This is a genomic window from Bacillus sp. FSL W8-0102 (assembly GCF_038007225.1).
Taxonomy (GTDB): Bacteria; Bacillota; Bacilli; order Bacillales; family DSM-4216; genus Bacillus_O; species Bacillus_O smithii.
This window is the reverse complement of sequence record NZ_JBBOWT010000001.1, coordinates 1,480,346-1,495,010: the sequence shown is the minus strand read 5'-3', so window position 1 is coordinate 1,495,010 and position 14,665 is coordinate 1,480,346. Positions and strand designations below refer to the sequence as shown.

At 41.7% G+C, this 14,665-nt stretch carries 14 protein-coding genes, 1 other RNA gene and 3 pseudogenes; 4 read left to right on the top strand and 14 right to left on the bottom strand.

Going from position 1 to position 14,665, the window contains the following annotated elements:
• Positions 1 to 192 precede the first annotated feature (192 nt).
• From N1I87_RS07275 to N1I87_RS07235, 9 genes and pseudogenes are all read right to left on the bottom strand, one after another.
• Positions 193 to 561 (bottom strand): annotated as a pseudogene (locus N1I87_RS07275) (class I SAM-dependent RNA methyltransferase); the annotation flags it as partial.
• Positions 562 to 702: 141 nt separating this feature from the next.
• Positions 703 to 2,076, bottom strand: a complete 1,374-nt coding sequence (locus tag N1I87_RS07270) for an IS1380-like element ISGsp2 family transposase (protein ID WP_339195758.1) — start codon at positions 2,074 to 2,076, stop codon at positions 703 to 705.
• Positions 2,077 to 2,174: 98 nt separating this feature from the next.
• A pseudogene (locus tag N1I87_RS07265) lies at positions 2,175 to 3,023 on the bottom strand (THUMP domain-containing class I SAM-dependent RNA methyltransferase); the annotation flags it as partial.
• Positions 3,024 to 3,146: 123 nt separating this feature from the next.
• An RNA gene (gene rnpB / locus N1I87_RS07260) (RNase P RNA component class B) lies at positions 3,147 to 3,547 on the bottom strand.
• An 81-nt stretch (positions 3,548 to 3,628) separates the two neighbouring features.
• Positions 3,629 to 3,967 (bottom strand): cell division regulator GpsB, encoded by a 339-nt coding sequence (gene gpsB / locus N1I87_RS07255; protein WP_003355088.1) that lies wholly within the window; start codon positions 3,965 to 3,967, stop codon positions 3,629 to 3,631.
• A 114-nt stretch (positions 3,968 to 4,081) separates the two neighbouring features.
• Complete coding sequence (locus tag N1I87_RS07250; RefSeq protein WP_341103305.1) at positions 4,082 to 4,657, bottom strand: DUF1273 domain-containing protein; 576 nt, start codon at positions 4,655 to 4,657, stop codon at positions 4,082 to 4,084.
• A 154-nt stretch (positions 4,658 to 4,811) separates the two neighbouring features.
• Positions 4,812 to 5,048: a CotD family spore coat protein gene (locus N1I87_RS07245; RefSeq protein WP_327805297.1), complete on the bottom strand. Its 237-nt coding sequence runs from the start codon at positions 5,046 to 5,048 to the stop codon at positions 4,812 to 4,814.
• 285 nt (positions 5,049 to 5,333) lie between these two features.
• Positions 5,334 to 6,623 (bottom strand): ribonuclease H-like domain-containing protein, encoded by a 1,290-nt coding sequence (locus tag N1I87_RS07240; RefSeq protein WP_341101159.1) that lies wholly within the window; start codon positions 6,621 to 6,623, stop codon positions 5,334 to 5,336.
• Between the two features lie 5 nt (positions 6,624 to 6,628).
• The gene (locus N1I87_RS07235; protein ID WP_341101158.1) at positions 6,629 to 8,917 is read right to left on the bottom strand and encodes a DEAD/DEAH box helicase; all 2,289 of its coding nucleotides are present in this window, start codon (positions 8,915 to 8,917) and stop codon (positions 6,629 to 6,631) included.
• A 156-nt stretch (positions 8,918 to 9,073) separates the two neighbouring features.
• Between N1I87_RS07235 and N1I87_RS07230 the strand changes: the two genes are divergently transcribed.
• On the top strand, positions 9,074 to 9,577 hold the full coding sequence (locus N1I87_RS07230; protein WP_341101157.1) for an Hsp20/alpha crystallin family protein: 504 nt from the start codon (positions 9,074 to 9,076) through the stop codon (positions 9,575 to 9,577).
• Here the strand turns inward: N1I87_RS07230 and N1I87_RS07225 are convergent.
• The gene (locus tag N1I87_RS07225) at positions 9,541 to 10,419 is read right to left on the bottom strand and encodes an IS982-like element ISGsp1 family transposase (RefSeq protein ID WP_011231214.1); all 879 of its coding nucleotides are present in this window, start codon (positions 10,417 to 10,419) and stop codon (positions 9,541 to 9,543) included. The two genes, N1I87_RS07230 and N1I87_RS07225, sit on opposite strands and share 37 nt — an antisense overlap.
• Before the next feature lie 196 nt (positions 10,420 to 10,615).
• Positions 10,616 to 11,092: a YppG family protein gene (locus tag N1I87_RS07220; protein ID WP_341101156.1), complete on the bottom strand. Its 477-nt coding sequence runs from the start codon at positions 11,090 to 11,092 to the stop codon at positions 10,616 to 10,618.
• A 173-nt stretch (positions 11,093 to 11,265) separates the two neighbouring features.
• Between N1I87_RS07220 and yppF the strand changes: the two genes are divergently transcribed.
• Positions 11,266 to 11,481 carry a YppF family protein gene (gene yppF, locus N1I87_RS07215; protein ID WP_003355095.1) on the top strand — a complete coding sequence of 72 codons (216 nt, stop codon included), beginning with the start codon at positions 11,266 to 11,268 and terminating at the stop codon, positions 11,479 to 11,481.
• Positions 11,482 to 11,635: 154 nt separating this feature from the next.
• Here the strand turns inward: yppF and N1I87_RS07210 are convergent, their stop codons facing one another.
• The gene (locus tag N1I87_RS07210; protein WP_082142380.1) at positions 11,636 to 12,037 is read right to left on the bottom strand and encodes a YppE family protein; all 402 of its coding nucleotides are present in this window, start codon (positions 12,035 to 12,037) and stop codon (positions 11,636 to 11,638) included.
• A gap of 283 nt (positions 12,038 to 12,320) precedes the next feature.
• Positions 12,321 to 12,551, bottom strand: coding sequence for a hypothetical protein (locus N1I87_RS07205; protein ID WP_327805304.1), 231 nt, complete (start codon positions 12,549 to 12,551; stop codon positions 12,321 to 12,323).
• A gap of 190 nt (positions 12,552 to 12,741) precedes the next feature.
• On the opposite strand from N1I87_RS07205, the gene N1I87_RS07200 reads away from it, so the two are divergent.
• The gene (locus N1I87_RS07200) at positions 12,742 to 12,849 is read left to right on the top strand and encodes a spore protein (RefSeq protein ID WP_270583530.1); all 108 of its coding nucleotides are present in this window, start codon (positions 12,742 to 12,744) and stop codon (positions 12,847 to 12,849) included.
• A gap of 156 nt (positions 12,850 to 13,005) precedes the next feature.
• Here the strand turns inward: N1I87_RS07200 and N1I87_RS07195 are convergent.
• Positions 13,006 to 13,791, bottom strand: a pseudogene (locus N1I87_RS07195) (DUF2515 family protein).
• Positions 13,792 to 14,010: 219 nt separating this feature from the next.
• Between N1I87_RS07195 and recU the strand changes: the two are divergent.
• Positions 14,011 to 14,625 carry a Holliday junction resolvase RecU gene (gene recU, locus N1I87_RS07190; RefSeq protein WP_048623542.1) on the top strand — a complete coding sequence of 205 codons (615 nt, stop codon included), beginning with the start codon at positions 14,011 to 14,013 and terminating at the stop codon, positions 14,623 to 14,625.
• Positions 14,626 to 14,665: the final 40 nt, after the last annotated feature.

The window sequence follows — 14,665 nt, the reverse complement described above, 5'->3', positions numbered from 1 at the left end:
GAACCCATTTTACCACATTTTCCAAAAAATATCGGCGGGCTTTTAAAAACGGTGCGAAGATTTTGAAAAGTATATTTGCTTTCTGTAGATAAAACCGACCACTCGCTATTTAATCGAACAATCCGATACAGTCTATTCGATACCGGAGCTTTCTTGTACAAATAGGAATCTGCGGGGGAGCCCCCCCGCAGATTAATATGATCTCATGTCTTTTGGTGGTTTCGGCCCCCAGTATTGATAATAATCCGTTCTGATAAATCCGTTAAACAATTTTCTTTTTTTCGTTGCCGGTTTTCCATAAAATGTTTCAAATTGCCGATGGGAAGTCAAAATATAAATCGACCAAGTCTCTAATTTTGCAAAAGTCCTCCCCATATCCCGATACATAGCCTCTACTTCCGCTTTTTCTCCTAACCGCTCACCATACGGAGGATTACCGACGATCACTCCGTATTGTTTTGTGGTATGAAGATCTTTCACCTGCATTTGTTTAAACCTGAATCCGTGATGAATTGAAATCGACTTTGATTTTGTTGTAATTTTGATGGATTGATAATCCATAAAACCCTTTTTATGCTTATGACCTATGTCATCTCTATTTCCGAAAATGGAACAAATCTCTTTTTTAGGTATACGAACCAAAAAAATAGACAAAAAAGCACAGGGAGTGACGTTGGACATTAGTGCCCGAACATTCGTTCGTTATCTTACCTCTCTCCATTTCTGATAGACGTTCAGTAGGGGCTCGCTATAGCCACTCCTTCGCGTCAGTTTCATCCAGATCTGTCGTGATCGACGGACGAGTCGCCCTGCCATCGTGATCACCGTCTGAATAATCGTCTTGATGCGGCGGCGTTTCACTTTGTGGTGCAACGGATGTCTCGGATCGCTTAATAGATCTTGTCCAATCAGACGAAGAAGATTGTAAACGAAGGCTCCCATGACCAACACGAGCGCATTCGTTTTCATCTTCCCAGATGGAAGCCGCTCTAAATCTAAGTCGCTCTTCAGTTCGCTATGAAACTGTTCGCATGTCGCATGGTCATGATACAACGCGAGCACATCGCTCATTCGAACATGCTCGTATCCTTTGAGCCGCACCCAATAGCTTTCCACTTCATAATCAGGAACGAGCATCAGCTGTCCATTGCGTTCCATCGTCCGTTCCGTCACTTGGGTGACTTGAACGTACGTATACGTGTTTCCATCGATCGCTGCCTTCTGTGGAAGGCATAGCTCATAGGTTTGTACTCCTTCGCTTTGTCCATCATCGACACGTTTGCCCTTTTGCGAAGCGATCTGGAACCAAAGCGCTTTCGATTCTCGGCGTAAGTTTCGCTTGATGACAAAGTCCACGTCTTCCTTTAGGCATACGTGCACATTCGCTTCTGCATCGTTTCCTGCATCCATGCGAACAAGCAGACGAGATGAAGTCAGTTGACGAGCTCGACGGATAGCGGTGACTAAAAACGAGGGCATGTTGTCTTGCACATGTTGTTTCCCTGGACGCAACTCGGCATGAACGAGATACCCTTCCTTCCCTGCATACGCAAACAACGGTGTAAAACCGTCAAATCCTTTATACGTTCGACTGACTCCTTCTTTTTTCGTATCGGAGTTGTCAAATGGGGAACCATCTATATCAAGGGGAAGCCATGTCGTCTTTCCTTTGGTCCAACAAGGGGACAAAGTGGCATGTCGTTGAATCAACAGACGTATGGACTCCTCCCAAAGAATCGTTTCGGTCATCGGAAGACAAGCGAGCTGATCGAGTCGTTGTCGCAAGGTTGGAGAGGAAGGCACGTGCTGAATCCCCATCGATGCCGAAAAGATATCGTCCTGACGATACGCTTCGATATGATCGAAATCCGTTTTTCCTGTGGCAAGCAAGCCAATCATCGAGCGAATGACATCGCTATGGGAAATGTGCACTTCTCGACGAACCGTTGGAAGCCGAAGTGCGTTTACCCGTTTATCCAGTTTCGTTCGATGGAGTAAGTAGCCAACGAGAGCAAGCCCAGCACTTGGGGTAATCGCTTCATCTGTCAATACAAACCGAATCGGGAAATCTTTCATCACATCACCTACTTGATGAAAAATCGTCAACGTCGTTTTCCCTTATCGTATCAACGGTTTGCGACCATTGTAAAGATGTTTTGTCACGGATTCAGGTTAAACTGAATCAATTCGCCTAGGCCAGCTTCGTAAGCGTTTTGTTTGGAAATGTCGATCATCCGATGATCGATATCCGTCCCCATAATATCCAATTCTCGGTCGTATTCAGCAAGATCTTCCACCTCAGTGCGAGCATCGTCCCAAATAGCAGCATTCATCCAAGGCCATGTTTCAGAAACAAAACTGCGATTAAATCCAGGAGCAATATTTTGTCCAATTAAAGCTGCTTCAATCGGAATGGTTCCCGATCCACAAAAAGGGTCGATAAACGGACGGTCCGGCGTCCAATTCGTAAGCAGCACTAATGCCGCCGCCAGTGTTTCTTTTAACGGCGCTTCTCCCTGTCCAGCACGGTAGCCTCTCTTATGCAGTCCGCTGCCCGAAGTGTCCAGTAACAGTTCCACTTCATCTTTATGGATGGCCACTTCGATTTTGAACAATGCTCCGTTTTCCTCCAGCCATGAAGGGTGATGATACGCTTTTTTCAGACGCTCGACAATCGCCTTTTTGACGATCGCTTGGCAGTCTGGGACGCTGTACAGCTTGGATTTAACGGATTTGCCTTGAACGGGAAATTCAGCATCTACGGGCAAAAATTGTTCCCAAGACAGCGCCTTTGTTTGTTCAAAAAGTTCATCGAATGTGAATGCTTTAAAACGGCCGACTCGAATTTTGATTCGGTCTGCCGTTCTCAACCAAAGATTGGCACGGGCAATGGCTTTCTCATCTCCTCGAAACAGGACTCTTCCGTTTTCGGTTTTGCATTCGTACCCCAAGTTTCTGACTTCCTTTGCCGCAATGGCTTCCAGTCCCATTGCAGTCGTCGCAATAATGGTATATGTTGACATTTCATCACCTATTCATTTTTCATTGATATCCGTATGTAGAAAAAATGGGACTACTTCTTAAACCCATAATAAAAGCTCTCCCAAAAGGAGAGCTTTTTATACATCCTATTCCCGATAATAACGTTCTGTAAGCCATGTTCTGTTCCTTCGTACTGCAAGCGACTGGGATAGTCTCGTACTCAGGCGGTAATCATCTATCTGCAAGCAAGAACGTCTTACTTGCCCTTCTCTCCGTTCATTTCCTTCGAGAAGGCGCCCCTACCATAATTTGGGTTGCTCACTCGCGGGGTTTACCTCGTTCCACCTTTGCGATTTCTCGCAAAGCTGCGTCACTGTGGCACTTTCAAGGTAATCATACCATATCCCTTAAAAGGACTTAGGTACTTTCCCTGCCGTCAGCCCAGCAAATGCCGAGCTGCCCTGGCTTATGGTTTCGCCAGGCACGAACACTACGGGCATCTCAGCACCGTGTGAGCATGGACTTTCCTCTGCAACCTTAAAGGCTGCAGCGATTACCTGAACGTTATTATCCTTTTGGCTTGAACTATTATAAAAGAAACAGCGCAAAAATTCAACGTCATTTTCTTTATTCATGACGAAAAAGGTTAATCTTCATAAAGCTTATCGCCAAATACATGTTTTTCTAAATTGGAAAGTCGTTTCAAAATATCATAATTGGTGACAGCTGGCTGCGGCTGGCTGGCCGGCTGCGTTTGAAGCCGTGACATGGACGGAGACTCCACTTTAGACGCTTTCTCAAGCTTCATTTTCAATCTTAAGTTTTCTTTTTGCAATTCTTCAATGGCTTGGTGAAAAGTTTCGTAATCTTTAATGACAAGATCCAAAAATTGGTCAACTTCTTCTTGATTATATCCCCGCATGCTTGTCTTAAATTCTTTTTCTAAAATATCTTTCGCCGTTAACTTTACTTTATTAGATAACATAAAAGCCATCACCTCTATTTTCAAAAGGTCCGCTTTCTCCAGCAGGACTCGACCATCCAGTATGGAGAGTACACTTTATTTTTTCAAATATATGGACTTTTGTCAATTATGAACCTACCAATCATGATTTTCCCATTGTTCTTCTTCTACAATGTTCTGCAAATCAAAAAAAGTGATTTGCTTAATGCTATAAGACGGATTGATTTCTTGGTATTTTTTAGCTTGTTGATAAAGGTACTTTGGCGATCCTTCCTTTTCTTCATCATATAAAAGCACTAGACAATCGCTTTTTTGAAGAAAGAGCTTGTTTTTATTTTGAAATTGCCAGGGACCGGTATAAGGCTGTTTTGAAATGGAATCCACAAAATCGGCGTTGTTCAGGATGTCAAAATACATCTCTTGGTTCGCTTCATTCCAATTTTTCTCCTGATCTAAAAAAGGAGTTAATACAGCCAGCTTTAAATCAGGATGATCTATTCGCATGTTCAATACCACATCCGCTGTCCAGCATTCAACTCCCAATTGACCGCTAATCAGGACCCATTCAAGACCTTCTTCCAATAATTCTTGAATTTCTTTTTGAATGGCTTTTTTTATGTAATCAATCGCTTTGGCATCATGATGAAAAATACCTAATTCTATCGGCTTATATCCTGATACAGCAGCTACCTTCGTATCAATCCCTCCCATTGAGTTCAAAACAAGGTCCGTCCCCTATCGCATAAGGGGCCAGACCCTTCCCGGTTTTGCCGCTCACTTCCCCTTAAATATAGAAGCTAATTTTTCTCTTAAACCGCCGAAATAAGGCAATACTCATAAAAAGTGTATCATTTGGCACCTTCCGTTAAAGACCAAATAGCGGTCTTGGCCCCGGCCCGAATCCCACCAAATCTTGGTGAAGCGCATCATTCACTGTCGGTTCTGTATATGGAAAATAGCGCTGACATTGATAAACGTGGTGATTAAAAGTGGTTGTATGACTTGGATGGATATGTGGTACTACATAATGATGAATCAGATGATTTTCGCGATTAATTGTCGGATGAATAATCGGCGGTAATACTTTTGGTCTGCAATACATGTTTTTTCTCCTTTCTCTCAGGTTTTTATATGAACAGCCTATGAGAAAAAAGAGAAACATGTATTAATGCAAAAACCTAATTTACAGGAAAGAGTAGAAAGTATCTTTTAAATGAATCATCATCACACTCATGACGAGAATAAACACAAAAAATAAAACCAGCAATGCCCGATACACTTTCAACCACCCCTGTGTTTAGTTGTTCTGTCTATATTTTATAATCATCTGTACCAATCCTCAAATGAAAAAATGACCATTTGTCGAAATTTGCGATTGCCCGGGAAATTACCTTGTCCATTCCTGATTCTTCAATAATTTGCGCCGGATCCGTTCCAGTCTTTTATATAGGTCATTTGTCTCCATTTGTTCTTTTCCCGTTCTTCCATGCCATCGCTTATAGTGGTCGAGTGCTTTTTCCGCAAAGGAATAGGCAGCCTCCAAATTTTTTTCTTTATGTTCATAATACTTGCTAAGCTCAATGAGGGCTTCTTTTTTCATGGCGATAGACCCTTTTTCCGCTATTTCAAGCCATAGCGGTACAGCTTTCTCATACTGTTTTTCCTTTTTGTATTCTTTTGCCAGAAGCTGCTTTGCCCGAAAATCAACACTGCTATCTGTCTTTTTTTCTTCCACCAAGTCTTCTAAAGATCGCATTGCCTGTTTATTTTCGCCAATATAGTGGAACCATTTTGCCACTTGGTATTTTTCATTTTCTGTTTGATGGACAAGACCCAGAATTTGATAGGTTAAATGGATGTATAACGAAATGAGGCTAAGTATATCATGCTCATTATGCTTTAAAATGCCTATCATTCCATCCGGCTTTTTTCTTTCTACATAATCAAAATAAATCATCGGAGCCAAATAGCCGGGAACGTCATCCTTCCGGTCAATTCCTAAAATGCTCTTTTCCACATTGGACAGTTTAACGGACTCGAGTTTCTCTTTCCACATTCTCCGTGCAGCATGGAATAAATCAAAATGACCGAATTCCGGCAGCTTTGGAACATGCTCGCGGATTAAAGTATGTCGTGTTTTCACCTGTGGCCAGTCAAACGCTTTTCCATTGTAGGTAACCAATTTTTGGTAATCGATATTTTCCAAAAAACTTTGATAAAGTGCAATTTCATAACCCGGTTCAGGCAAAATATGCTGAACGACTTCCACTTGATGGTCCAATACACGGGCATGGCCCAATAAAAAGATCGTATTGCCCGCACCGTGTCCCAGCCCCGTGGTTTCCGTGTCAAAGAAAAACAGCTCATCATGAGATAGTCCCTTGGCTGATAAAGGATGGTCACCATCCCACTGGTTCCAATGCCGGACAGCTTCGATCAGCTCACGGAAGCTGTACTTGCCATGGCGATGATCGAGGCTGTAAAACGATCGGCGAATCAAACAGTATTGATGGTCAAAAAAATAGGGCTCAGCTCCAGCTGCTCGCCATTCATCAAGGTAAGGAATCTCTTTCTCTTCTTCCTGTTCCATTTTTGGCGGGTTTTGATCTAATCGGACCACTTCTTTGTCTCGTACTAAATGGGATTTCATTCGTTGCAGTTTACTCGATAACGACATGTTCCTCACTCCATCGGTTCATTGACCGCTTTAGCGAAAAGATCTAGCAGCCGTATTGTATGATCTTTGCCGTGCTTTGAAGCGACATCCGTTCCAATACAGGACGGACACCCGTTCTCGCAAGGACAACTCTCAACCAACTCTTTTGCGCTGAAAATCATTTCTTTCATTCGGTTATACACTTCCGTGCTTAATCCAATGCCTCCCGGATAATGGTCATAAATAAAGATCGTCGGTTTTCCATTGTAATTTGCTTTTACTTGAGGCGCTATATGAATGTCCGAGGGATCGCATAGAATATGCAACGGAATAACGGCTTTTAAACTATGCGCGGCGCCAATCAATCCCTCTTCTAAATGTTCTTCGGAAAAAGTTTTTAAATCTTGCTGCAAAGAAATCCAAGCGGCACTCGTATGAATTTCCTCTTCCGGAAGATGAATAGGTCCTGAACCAATATTTTCATGGGTATCTAGTTTTATTTTTTTGAAAATAGTTGGGAGAATATGGATTCCTACATCACCAAAAGAGATTAGCGCCTGTTCATTTCCCCGCTGTTTGTCAATTTCCAACACTTGAAGCTGAATCGCGAGGTTGGCATCCGTATAATAATCTACATCCACTTCTCTTACATACGCTTTTTTTTCATCCCAATCCAATGTTTCAACTTGATATTGAATTCCTTGATGAAGATAAATCGCTTCTTCATGAAGAAGAGTCATGGCGCTAAAGCGATCCATTTCCCCAATCACTTTGACATTGGCTGTTTCCGTCGTATCAATAATCACGACATTCTCTTGAGAAGCAGACCGCAAGCTGATATTATGAGCCGGAAACGAGTCGTTCATCCAAAACCAACGTTCGCCTTTATAATGAAGAATTCTTTCCTCTGTCAAAAACTCCAAAATCTCTTCCACTTCTGCATTTCCAAACGTTTCTCCTTTTTGAAAAGGAAGTTCATATGCAGCACATTTTATATGGTCTACTAAGATGATTAAATTGTCTGGATTAATCCGTACTGTTTCCGGTTTTTTGTTCAAAAAATAATCCGGGTGATCGACAATATATTGATCAAGAGGGCTGGAAGTAGCTACCATGATCACTAAAGATTCCCCTTGTCTTCTGCCGGCTCTGCCCGCTTGTTGCCAAACACTGGATACCGAACCTGGATAACCCGTCATCACACACGCCTGCAATTGACCAATATCCACACCCAATTCCAGAGCATTCGTACTGACTACTCCGTAAATATCTCCTTTTCTTAAACCTTCTTCGATTTCTCGCCGTTCCGACGGCAAATAGCCGCCACGATAACCACGGATGGATTTAGGACCTAATTCATGCTGGACTAGTTCCTGCAAATAGGAAAGAAGCAGTTCCACCCGGACTCGGCTTCTAGCGAATACGATAGTTTGAATTTTGTTTTTCAACAGTTCGCCGGCTAATTTCCGAACTTCAAAAAGCGCGCTTCTGCGAATATTCAGCGGCTTGTTGACGACCGGCGGGTTATAGAATACAAAATGCTTTTTCCCGTTTGGAGCGCCATTATTATCGATCAAAGCCATAGGTGTTTCGCAAATCGCTTGCGCTAACTCCTTTGGATTCGCAATCGTCGCTGACGTGCAAATAAACACTGGATCGCTTCCGTAAAATCGGCAAATTCGCTTCAAACGTCGAATGACATTGGCCACGTGGCTGCCAAACACTCCACGATATATATGCAATTCATCAATAATGACAAACTTTAAATTTTCAAATAAGGAAACCCATTTTGTATGATGGGGCAAAATCCCGGAATGCAGCATGTCCGGATTGGTAATGACAATATGTCCGGCTTTGCGGATTTTTTGCCGGATTCCCGACGGAGTATCACCGTCATATGTATAACTATTAATATCAGCCCCAATTTCCATTATCATTTCGTTTAATTCGCTTTTCTGATCTTGTGACAACGCCTTTGTCGGAAATAAATAAAGGGCTCTTGATGAAGAATCGGACAAAATGGATTCAAGAACAGGCAAGTTGTAGCACAATGTTTTTCCCGAAGCAGTGGGGGTCACTACGACAAAACTCTCACCATTTCTAGCTTTCTCATAAGCTGCAAGCTGGTGAGTATAAAGACGATCGATCCCCCGTTTTTGAAGCCCTTCTTTCAATAAAGGATGGAGCGTTTTTGGAAAGGGAGCTGTTTTCGCTTCTTTTTCGGGAATGGTATGCCAATGTACAATCTGATCCTTGATGGATTCATCCGTTTTCAGCCACTCAATCGCTTCTTGTATCGTTTTTTTCTTTTCCATTTCATCGTTCACCTCAATACTGTCTATTGTACCGAATAAACGTTCTCTTTAAAAGAAAAATGTTGCACCGTATAACACCCGCAAACGGCAGTCACCTCTCCAACATTTTGGCATATTGTAAATGAAGAGAACCGATTGAAGAAAGGAGATTAGAAAATGGCGATGGACAGCCATCTTCCAGAGAAACCGAAAAAGCGCAATACGTTTGACGACTGGATGAAATCCATGAACGGCATTTTTCCTGAGCGGCCGATGAAAAATTTTTTAAAGCACATCGATGAGTTTTTTGCCGGCTCTTTTCCGGTGGAAGTAAGAGAAAAAGAAAAAGAATACTGGATATTGGCTAAACTGCCCGGTGTATCGAAAGAACAAATTGGAATAGAAATCAATGCTCAATTTGTCACTATTACCGTTTCTGAGCAAGAGTATGTACTGGAGGAAAATGAGAAGCGGCAAATCGTGCAAGAGCAAACTTCTTTTAGGAGACAATCAAGAACGATTCCTCTCCCTGCACTGGTTAATGAAAAAATGGCAAAAGCGAAGTACAAAGACGGCCTGCTAACATTGATTTTACCGAAAAAGAAAGGGAAAATAATTGAACTACCCGTGGTGCTAGTTGAGTGTCAGCGCTCAACCAGCCCTAGTGTGACCAAGGAATAAGCCAACAAGATGCCATCGAGTGCCACTTCAAACCCGGCAATGGAATTCGCTCGAATGTCGGTGATCCGGTATTGGTCTACGAGAATCGAAAACACCGTCTCGATGACTTTGCGTTTTTTCCTGATCCATTCTTCCCATGCCTTGGATGGGCCGTGCTTTTGATTGTGTCGAGACGGTGTCCAGAACGCGGCTTGGTGTTCTTCGTACAGCTTTTCTCGAAGAGCGTGGCTGATGTACCCTTTGTCCCCAAAGTTGTAGGGATGAGGGATTTGAGTCATCACCGTTTCAGCGGCTTTGACGTCGTGGCAGGACGCTTCCGTCACGACATAGCCCATGGCCAGCCCTTGATTGGTCACTTGAAGATGCAGCTTGAAACCGTAGTACCATTGCTTTTTGGAAGCACAATACCCCATATCCGCGATCCCTCGAAACCGCTTGACGCGCTGCATTCTTGCGGGATGGCACAACGGAAGAGGCAAGCTGTCGACGACCGCATAAGCATGGTGTTGGCCACGTTTCGCCAGCTCATGACGGATCCATTTGATGGCGAAACCAAGCGCTCGGCAGCGGCGGTTGTATCGGGAGCGTTCAAGAAACGAGCCGTTTGTGAACAAATTTCCCGTGACAAAACGATGCCAGGCTCGTTCGGAAGAAAAGCCCAGCAGCTTCCCCAAAAGGTGAACCGCCATGACCACTTCGTCTTCTTGCTTGACCAAGTGACGGTTGCGGCGATGAAGATACATTTGAATCAACGACAGTTGGGCAGAAACAAAACAGAAAATAGCGGCATATTGTTTTTGAAGTTTGGCTGGATCTGTAGTAAAATGAAAGTGCTCTTGCATGGGGGATCTCTCCTTTCGAATGTTGGGTGACACTTTCATTCTACTGGAGATCCGCCAGCAAGGGCTATTTTTATGCTTGTCTGAGTTTTATCTAGCACCACGGGTTGAACTATCCGATTGACATGATTTTTTTGCAAACCACGTATGAAAACCCGCCTTCCAAAACGGCGGGTTCTTTCATTTCCTGGGTTGAATCCTATGATTGTTTAAATACGCTGCCAAACCCTTTTACCACACTCGAAAATTGATTCATTACCGCCATCATCTGACCGGCAGTGTTAATCATTTTGTTCATATCCAAAGTGCCATCCTGATTTTTGAAAGAATTCATGATCGTGTGAAATCCTCCTGATGGCGGTTTCATTAAGTTGCCTTTCGGGTATGGATGCAAATAGTTTATTTGTGTGGGGACAGTATGTTTCTTAGGTTGCAGCGGATTTTCAAATAAGTCGCTGCTGTTCGTTGTTGCCGGGGGCTGATTTGGGATTGCGGGATAAACGTAAGAACTCCCGGCATTTTCCGCATTTAAAGGATCATAAGCTTGATAAGGGTAGTGAGCATAATGATGAAAAATGGGACTAGACTGGCCATGAGGTAAAATTTCATAAGGTTGGCCTGGATCAGCTTGATAATGAGCCAAAAACGGATAACCGCTAGTCGTTTGCCTCCGCATCATGTTTTCTCCTTTCTCTATTTCTGTTGATTTATTTTATGTGGCAAAAGTTGAAAAGTGAATTCATAATTTTCCGATAATGTCGATATTTGTATATCTATTTTTTACAAAAATGTGTCCAAATAAGTGGCTATTTATGTTAACATAGAACAAACAAAGAGGGGGTTGATAAAATGACCATTCACGAGTTAAAAGAAAAATTTCTGGAAAAAAAATCTTACCCGCCGCGAGATTTTAATCAGCTTCTTGATTTTGCCAGAAATTTGTATTTGTTGAATGAGCTGCCTCTCAGAGACTACAGAGACGTTGTTCGTGATTTAGAAACCGCCGGAGCAATCAGTCCCATTGTCTTGGAACAATCGTTATGGAATACAACTTCCGCTTTATAATCTCAATAAAGAAGCGGATTTTAAAAGGTTAGTCCGTCCCTTTTAAAATCCGCCTCTTTTTTGTTTTCCGCCTTAAAACTCCCTCTATGCGCCCTAACGAAAATATTCCGCCCATATGATTCTATTCCTTGTCTGATGATTGAAAAATGAAGTTTTACGATTCATTGTCATTAATCACATTTTTTGAGGATTCTCCATCATGAACATTCCGTTTTACTTCATTTAAAACATACTCCACTGTATGAACGGTTTGCTTAAAACGACTGTAGCTAGTTTTTGGAAAAAAGGCTTGTACAGCGATGATTTGCAAATTTTCTAATGTCGCGGTTATTTGTTGTTTATGGATGTACTTCGGTTTTTGACTCATAAGCCACTTTTTTGCTTCCGCTTCCCATTCATCACTTAACGATTTCATTTTATCTGCAAAAGGCTTCACTTCCGTATAAAAATCCATTTCTTTCCCCGTTGATCGAACGGTTTCATACACTTCATCCGCCTGCTGAACAAGCTTTAACAGTTCGCTAGTTAATATCCATAAATTTGATTGTCCAGCCATATACATCCCCCCTTTAATCATAAAACAAGATCTAACCAAATCATCTTTAATCAATGGGGCTGCCGTTTCAAGCACTGAATAAAAGTTTCGTGCAAAGCGGATACGTACAAAAGGAAAGAATGAAAGACGCAAGATAAAAGGATGGTCCAAATATCGAAAATATAATGAAAACGGCTTTTGGCGAATCAATATGAAAGACTTTGACATTCCCGCTGACAAGAATAAAAAAAGCAGCTTATTTATCATCTATAAGCTACTAAAAAAACTATAACGAAACTGTTCTTTACAACGCAAGTTTTCTAACAGATGAAGGGTTCATTTGTGTATAGGAAATGTGTTCCACATTTGCTTCAATATCTGCCAATTGGTCCATAAGCCATTTTTTTTGCTTTTCAATCGATTGAAATCCCGCTTCTTTCTCCTGATGAATACTGACCGTCAAAAGATCATCCATATCTTCGACTTTCTCTTCTATTTGCTCAAACAACTTTAAAATTTCTTCTCTTTGTATCATAGAATTTCCTCTCCTTTCCTTCAAGGTATTACCCATATTCTTGATTTTTTTGCCATTCCCTGCCTTCTTGACAAAACTAGATGCCATTCGGCAAAGAAAGAATTTTTTTAACAGAATGGGCTATTATTTTCCTTCTTTCACCGTATTTTTCCTTTCCGAAAAGCTAACAATAGGACGGGAGGTGTACAATATGGCTGAGAAAAAAGAACAAAAGCCGAAAAACCAAGGTACTCGTTCTGAGACAAAATCCGCCTATGGTGATAAAAAACTCTCAGGACCTAACCGCCCATCAACGTAGTCCATCATTCATTCAAGACCGAAAAAGCAAGGAGTTCCTTGCTTTTTTGGATTCTTTTTATATCTTTTTCATCAAGCTTGCCCATTGGAGTTGAATCTGCTTTTGAACAAACCATTCTGTTAAATGGACGGATTTTCCAGGTTCGGAATCCATAAACTATTCATCTTTGATGACCGCTTCTTGCGACCAGTCTCTCCATGTATGTATATGATGTTCCACGATCGGAAATGCCCATCGAAGCATGGGCGTCTGGCTATAAAACGGCTTCTTCATAAAACGCTCGTAATCTTTCCGCGAACCAGTATGCTCCACCTTTCGAGCAAATAACAAAAAATGAGGATATAGATCCGTATGAAACAGGATATGAGCCAACCGCTTTCCTAAATCGATTCGCGCATCTACGTTGCGAAACGAGGTCACGCTGGAACCGTATAAATTTCCATTGATCGTCGGAAATAAAACCGTACTGAAATGCAAACATTCCTCCACCCAAAACAGCAATGAACGAAAAACTTTCTTTTTGTACAGAGGATGTTTTAATATCGGTTCTTGAATAACGTTTTGTTCATTGATGATAAGTGCTTTCAGCAGCCGATCTCCGTCCTTTTCCACCTAAAAGCGCTCCCATTCTTCAATCATAAATTGGGAAACGCCCCAGCGATCTAAACTTCGAAAAAGAGGGCGATTTTCTAATTTGGAGAAATGATATAGAAGCAATTGCGGATACGCATCACGAAAAATCAGCCAATTGGCTCTTTCATAAGCTAAAAACATATGGTCCCTTGTTTCTTCTTCTAATAACGTGATCAATTGTGGACTTTTTAAATCACACATATTATATCCAGCATTTCTGGATACCATCGACGCCAAAAAAGCCCATTTTATCTCTGGGTGATGGCGGTAAAAATGAAAATAAGCGCTCGTTCTGCTGATATTATCCATGTTATGGCGCCAAACTGCCTTTAAAATAACGTCTTCCATTGAGGAAAAACGGTCAGCGCCAACGATTTTGGAAAAAATACAACGAAAAAATAAGGTTTTGTTCATATATCTCGCCTCTTTTCCATATATAAGCTTATGATAGCGACAATTTCAGATTTTTATTCCCCCATTTCGGCTCGGTTTCTGATATGATATGTAGTAGTCTGCGAGGTGTTGATCGTGGAGTTTCATTATCCAAATGGAAAAAAATACAATCCTTCTCAACAACAAATAGCGAAAAAAGGCCATTCAAAACCGATACGATACGGCAATCGAGGAATGACTCTCGAAGAAGATCTCAATTTGACCAATCAGTATTATTTAGAAATTGGACATGCTGTCATTCATAAAAAGCCGACACCTATTCAAATTGTTCAAGTAGATTATCCGGCAAGGAGTGCCGCTGTGATCAAAGAGGCTTATTTCAAACAGCCATCCACTACAGACTATAACGGAGTATACAAGGGGAGATATATTGACTTTGAAGCCAAAGAAACGAAAAACTTGCACTCTTTTCCACTGCAAAATTTTCACGAACATCAAATCCGCCACATGATGCAAGTGGAACAACAAAAAGGCATCTCCTTCGTTATTATCCGTTTCACCACAACGGATGAAGTGTTCTTGCTTCCGAGCCAACATCTTTTTCGATTTTGGGAACGGATGAAAAACGGGGGAAGGAAATCCATCAAAAAAGAAGAAATTGAAAATTATGGGAAAACTATTCCGATTAAGTATCAACCTCGCATTGATTATTTGGAAGTGGTAGACATTCTTTACCATTCTTATTTTTAATTTCTGCCAAAAAACCCATAATGATATCAAAGTAGAAAGC

What these genes read in the sequence shown, in the direction of transcription:
- N1I87_RS07270 (WP_339195758.1), bottom strand. Translation starts at nt 2,076, where the DNA reads ATGAAAGATTTCCCGATTCGGTTTGTATTGACAGATGAAGCGATTACC.
- gpsB (WP_003355088.1), bottom strand. Translation starts at nt 3,967, where the DNA reads ATGTTATCTAATAAAGTAAAGTTAACGGCGAAAGATATTTTAGAAAAA.
- N1I87_RS07250 (WP_341103305.1), bottom strand. Translation starts at nt 4,657, where the DNA reads ATGGGAGGGATTGATACGAAGGTAGCTGCTGTATCAGGATATAAGCCG.
- N1I87_RS07245 (WP_327805297.1), bottom strand. Translation starts at nt 5,048, where the DNA reads ATGTATTGCAGACCAAAAGTATTACCGCCGATTATTCATCCGACAATT.
- N1I87_RS07240 (WP_341101159.1), bottom strand. Translation starts at nt 6,623, where the DNA reads ATGTCGTTATCGAGTAAACTGCAACGAATGAAATCCCATTTAGTACGA.
- N1I87_RS07235 (WP_341101158.1), bottom strand. Translation starts at nt 8,917, where the DNA reads ATGGAAAAGAAAAAAACGATACAAGAAGCGATTGAGTGGCTGAAAACG.
- N1I87_RS07230 (WP_341101157.1), top strand. Translation starts at nt 9,074, where the DNA reads ATGGCGATGGACAGCCATCTTCCAGAGAAACCGAAAAAGCGCAATACG.
- N1I87_RS07225 (WP_011231214.1), bottom strand. Translation starts at nt 10,419, where the DNA reads ATGCAAGAGCACTTTCATTTTACTACAGATCCAGCCAAACTTCAAAAA.
- N1I87_RS07220 (WP_341101156.1), bottom strand. Translation starts at nt 11,092, where the DNA reads ATGCGGAGGCAAACGACTAGCGGTTATCCGTTTTTGGCTCATTATCAA.
- yppF (WP_003355095.1), top strand. Translation starts at nt 11,266, where the DNA reads ATGACCATTCACGAGTTAAAAGAAAAATTTCTGGAAAAAAAATCTTAC.
- N1I87_RS07210 (WP_082142380.1), bottom strand. Translation starts at nt 12,037, where the DNA reads ATGGCTGGACAATCAAATTTATGGATATTAACTAGCGAACTGTTAAAG.
- N1I87_RS07205 (WP_327805304.1), bottom strand. Translation starts at nt 12,551, where the DNA reads ATGATACAAAGAGAAGAAATTTTAAAGTTGTTTGAGCAAATAGAAGAG.
- N1I87_RS07200 (WP_270583530.1), top strand. Translation starts at nt 12,742, where the DNA reads ATGGCTGAGAAAAAAGAACAAAAGCCGAAAAACCAAGGTACTCGTTCT.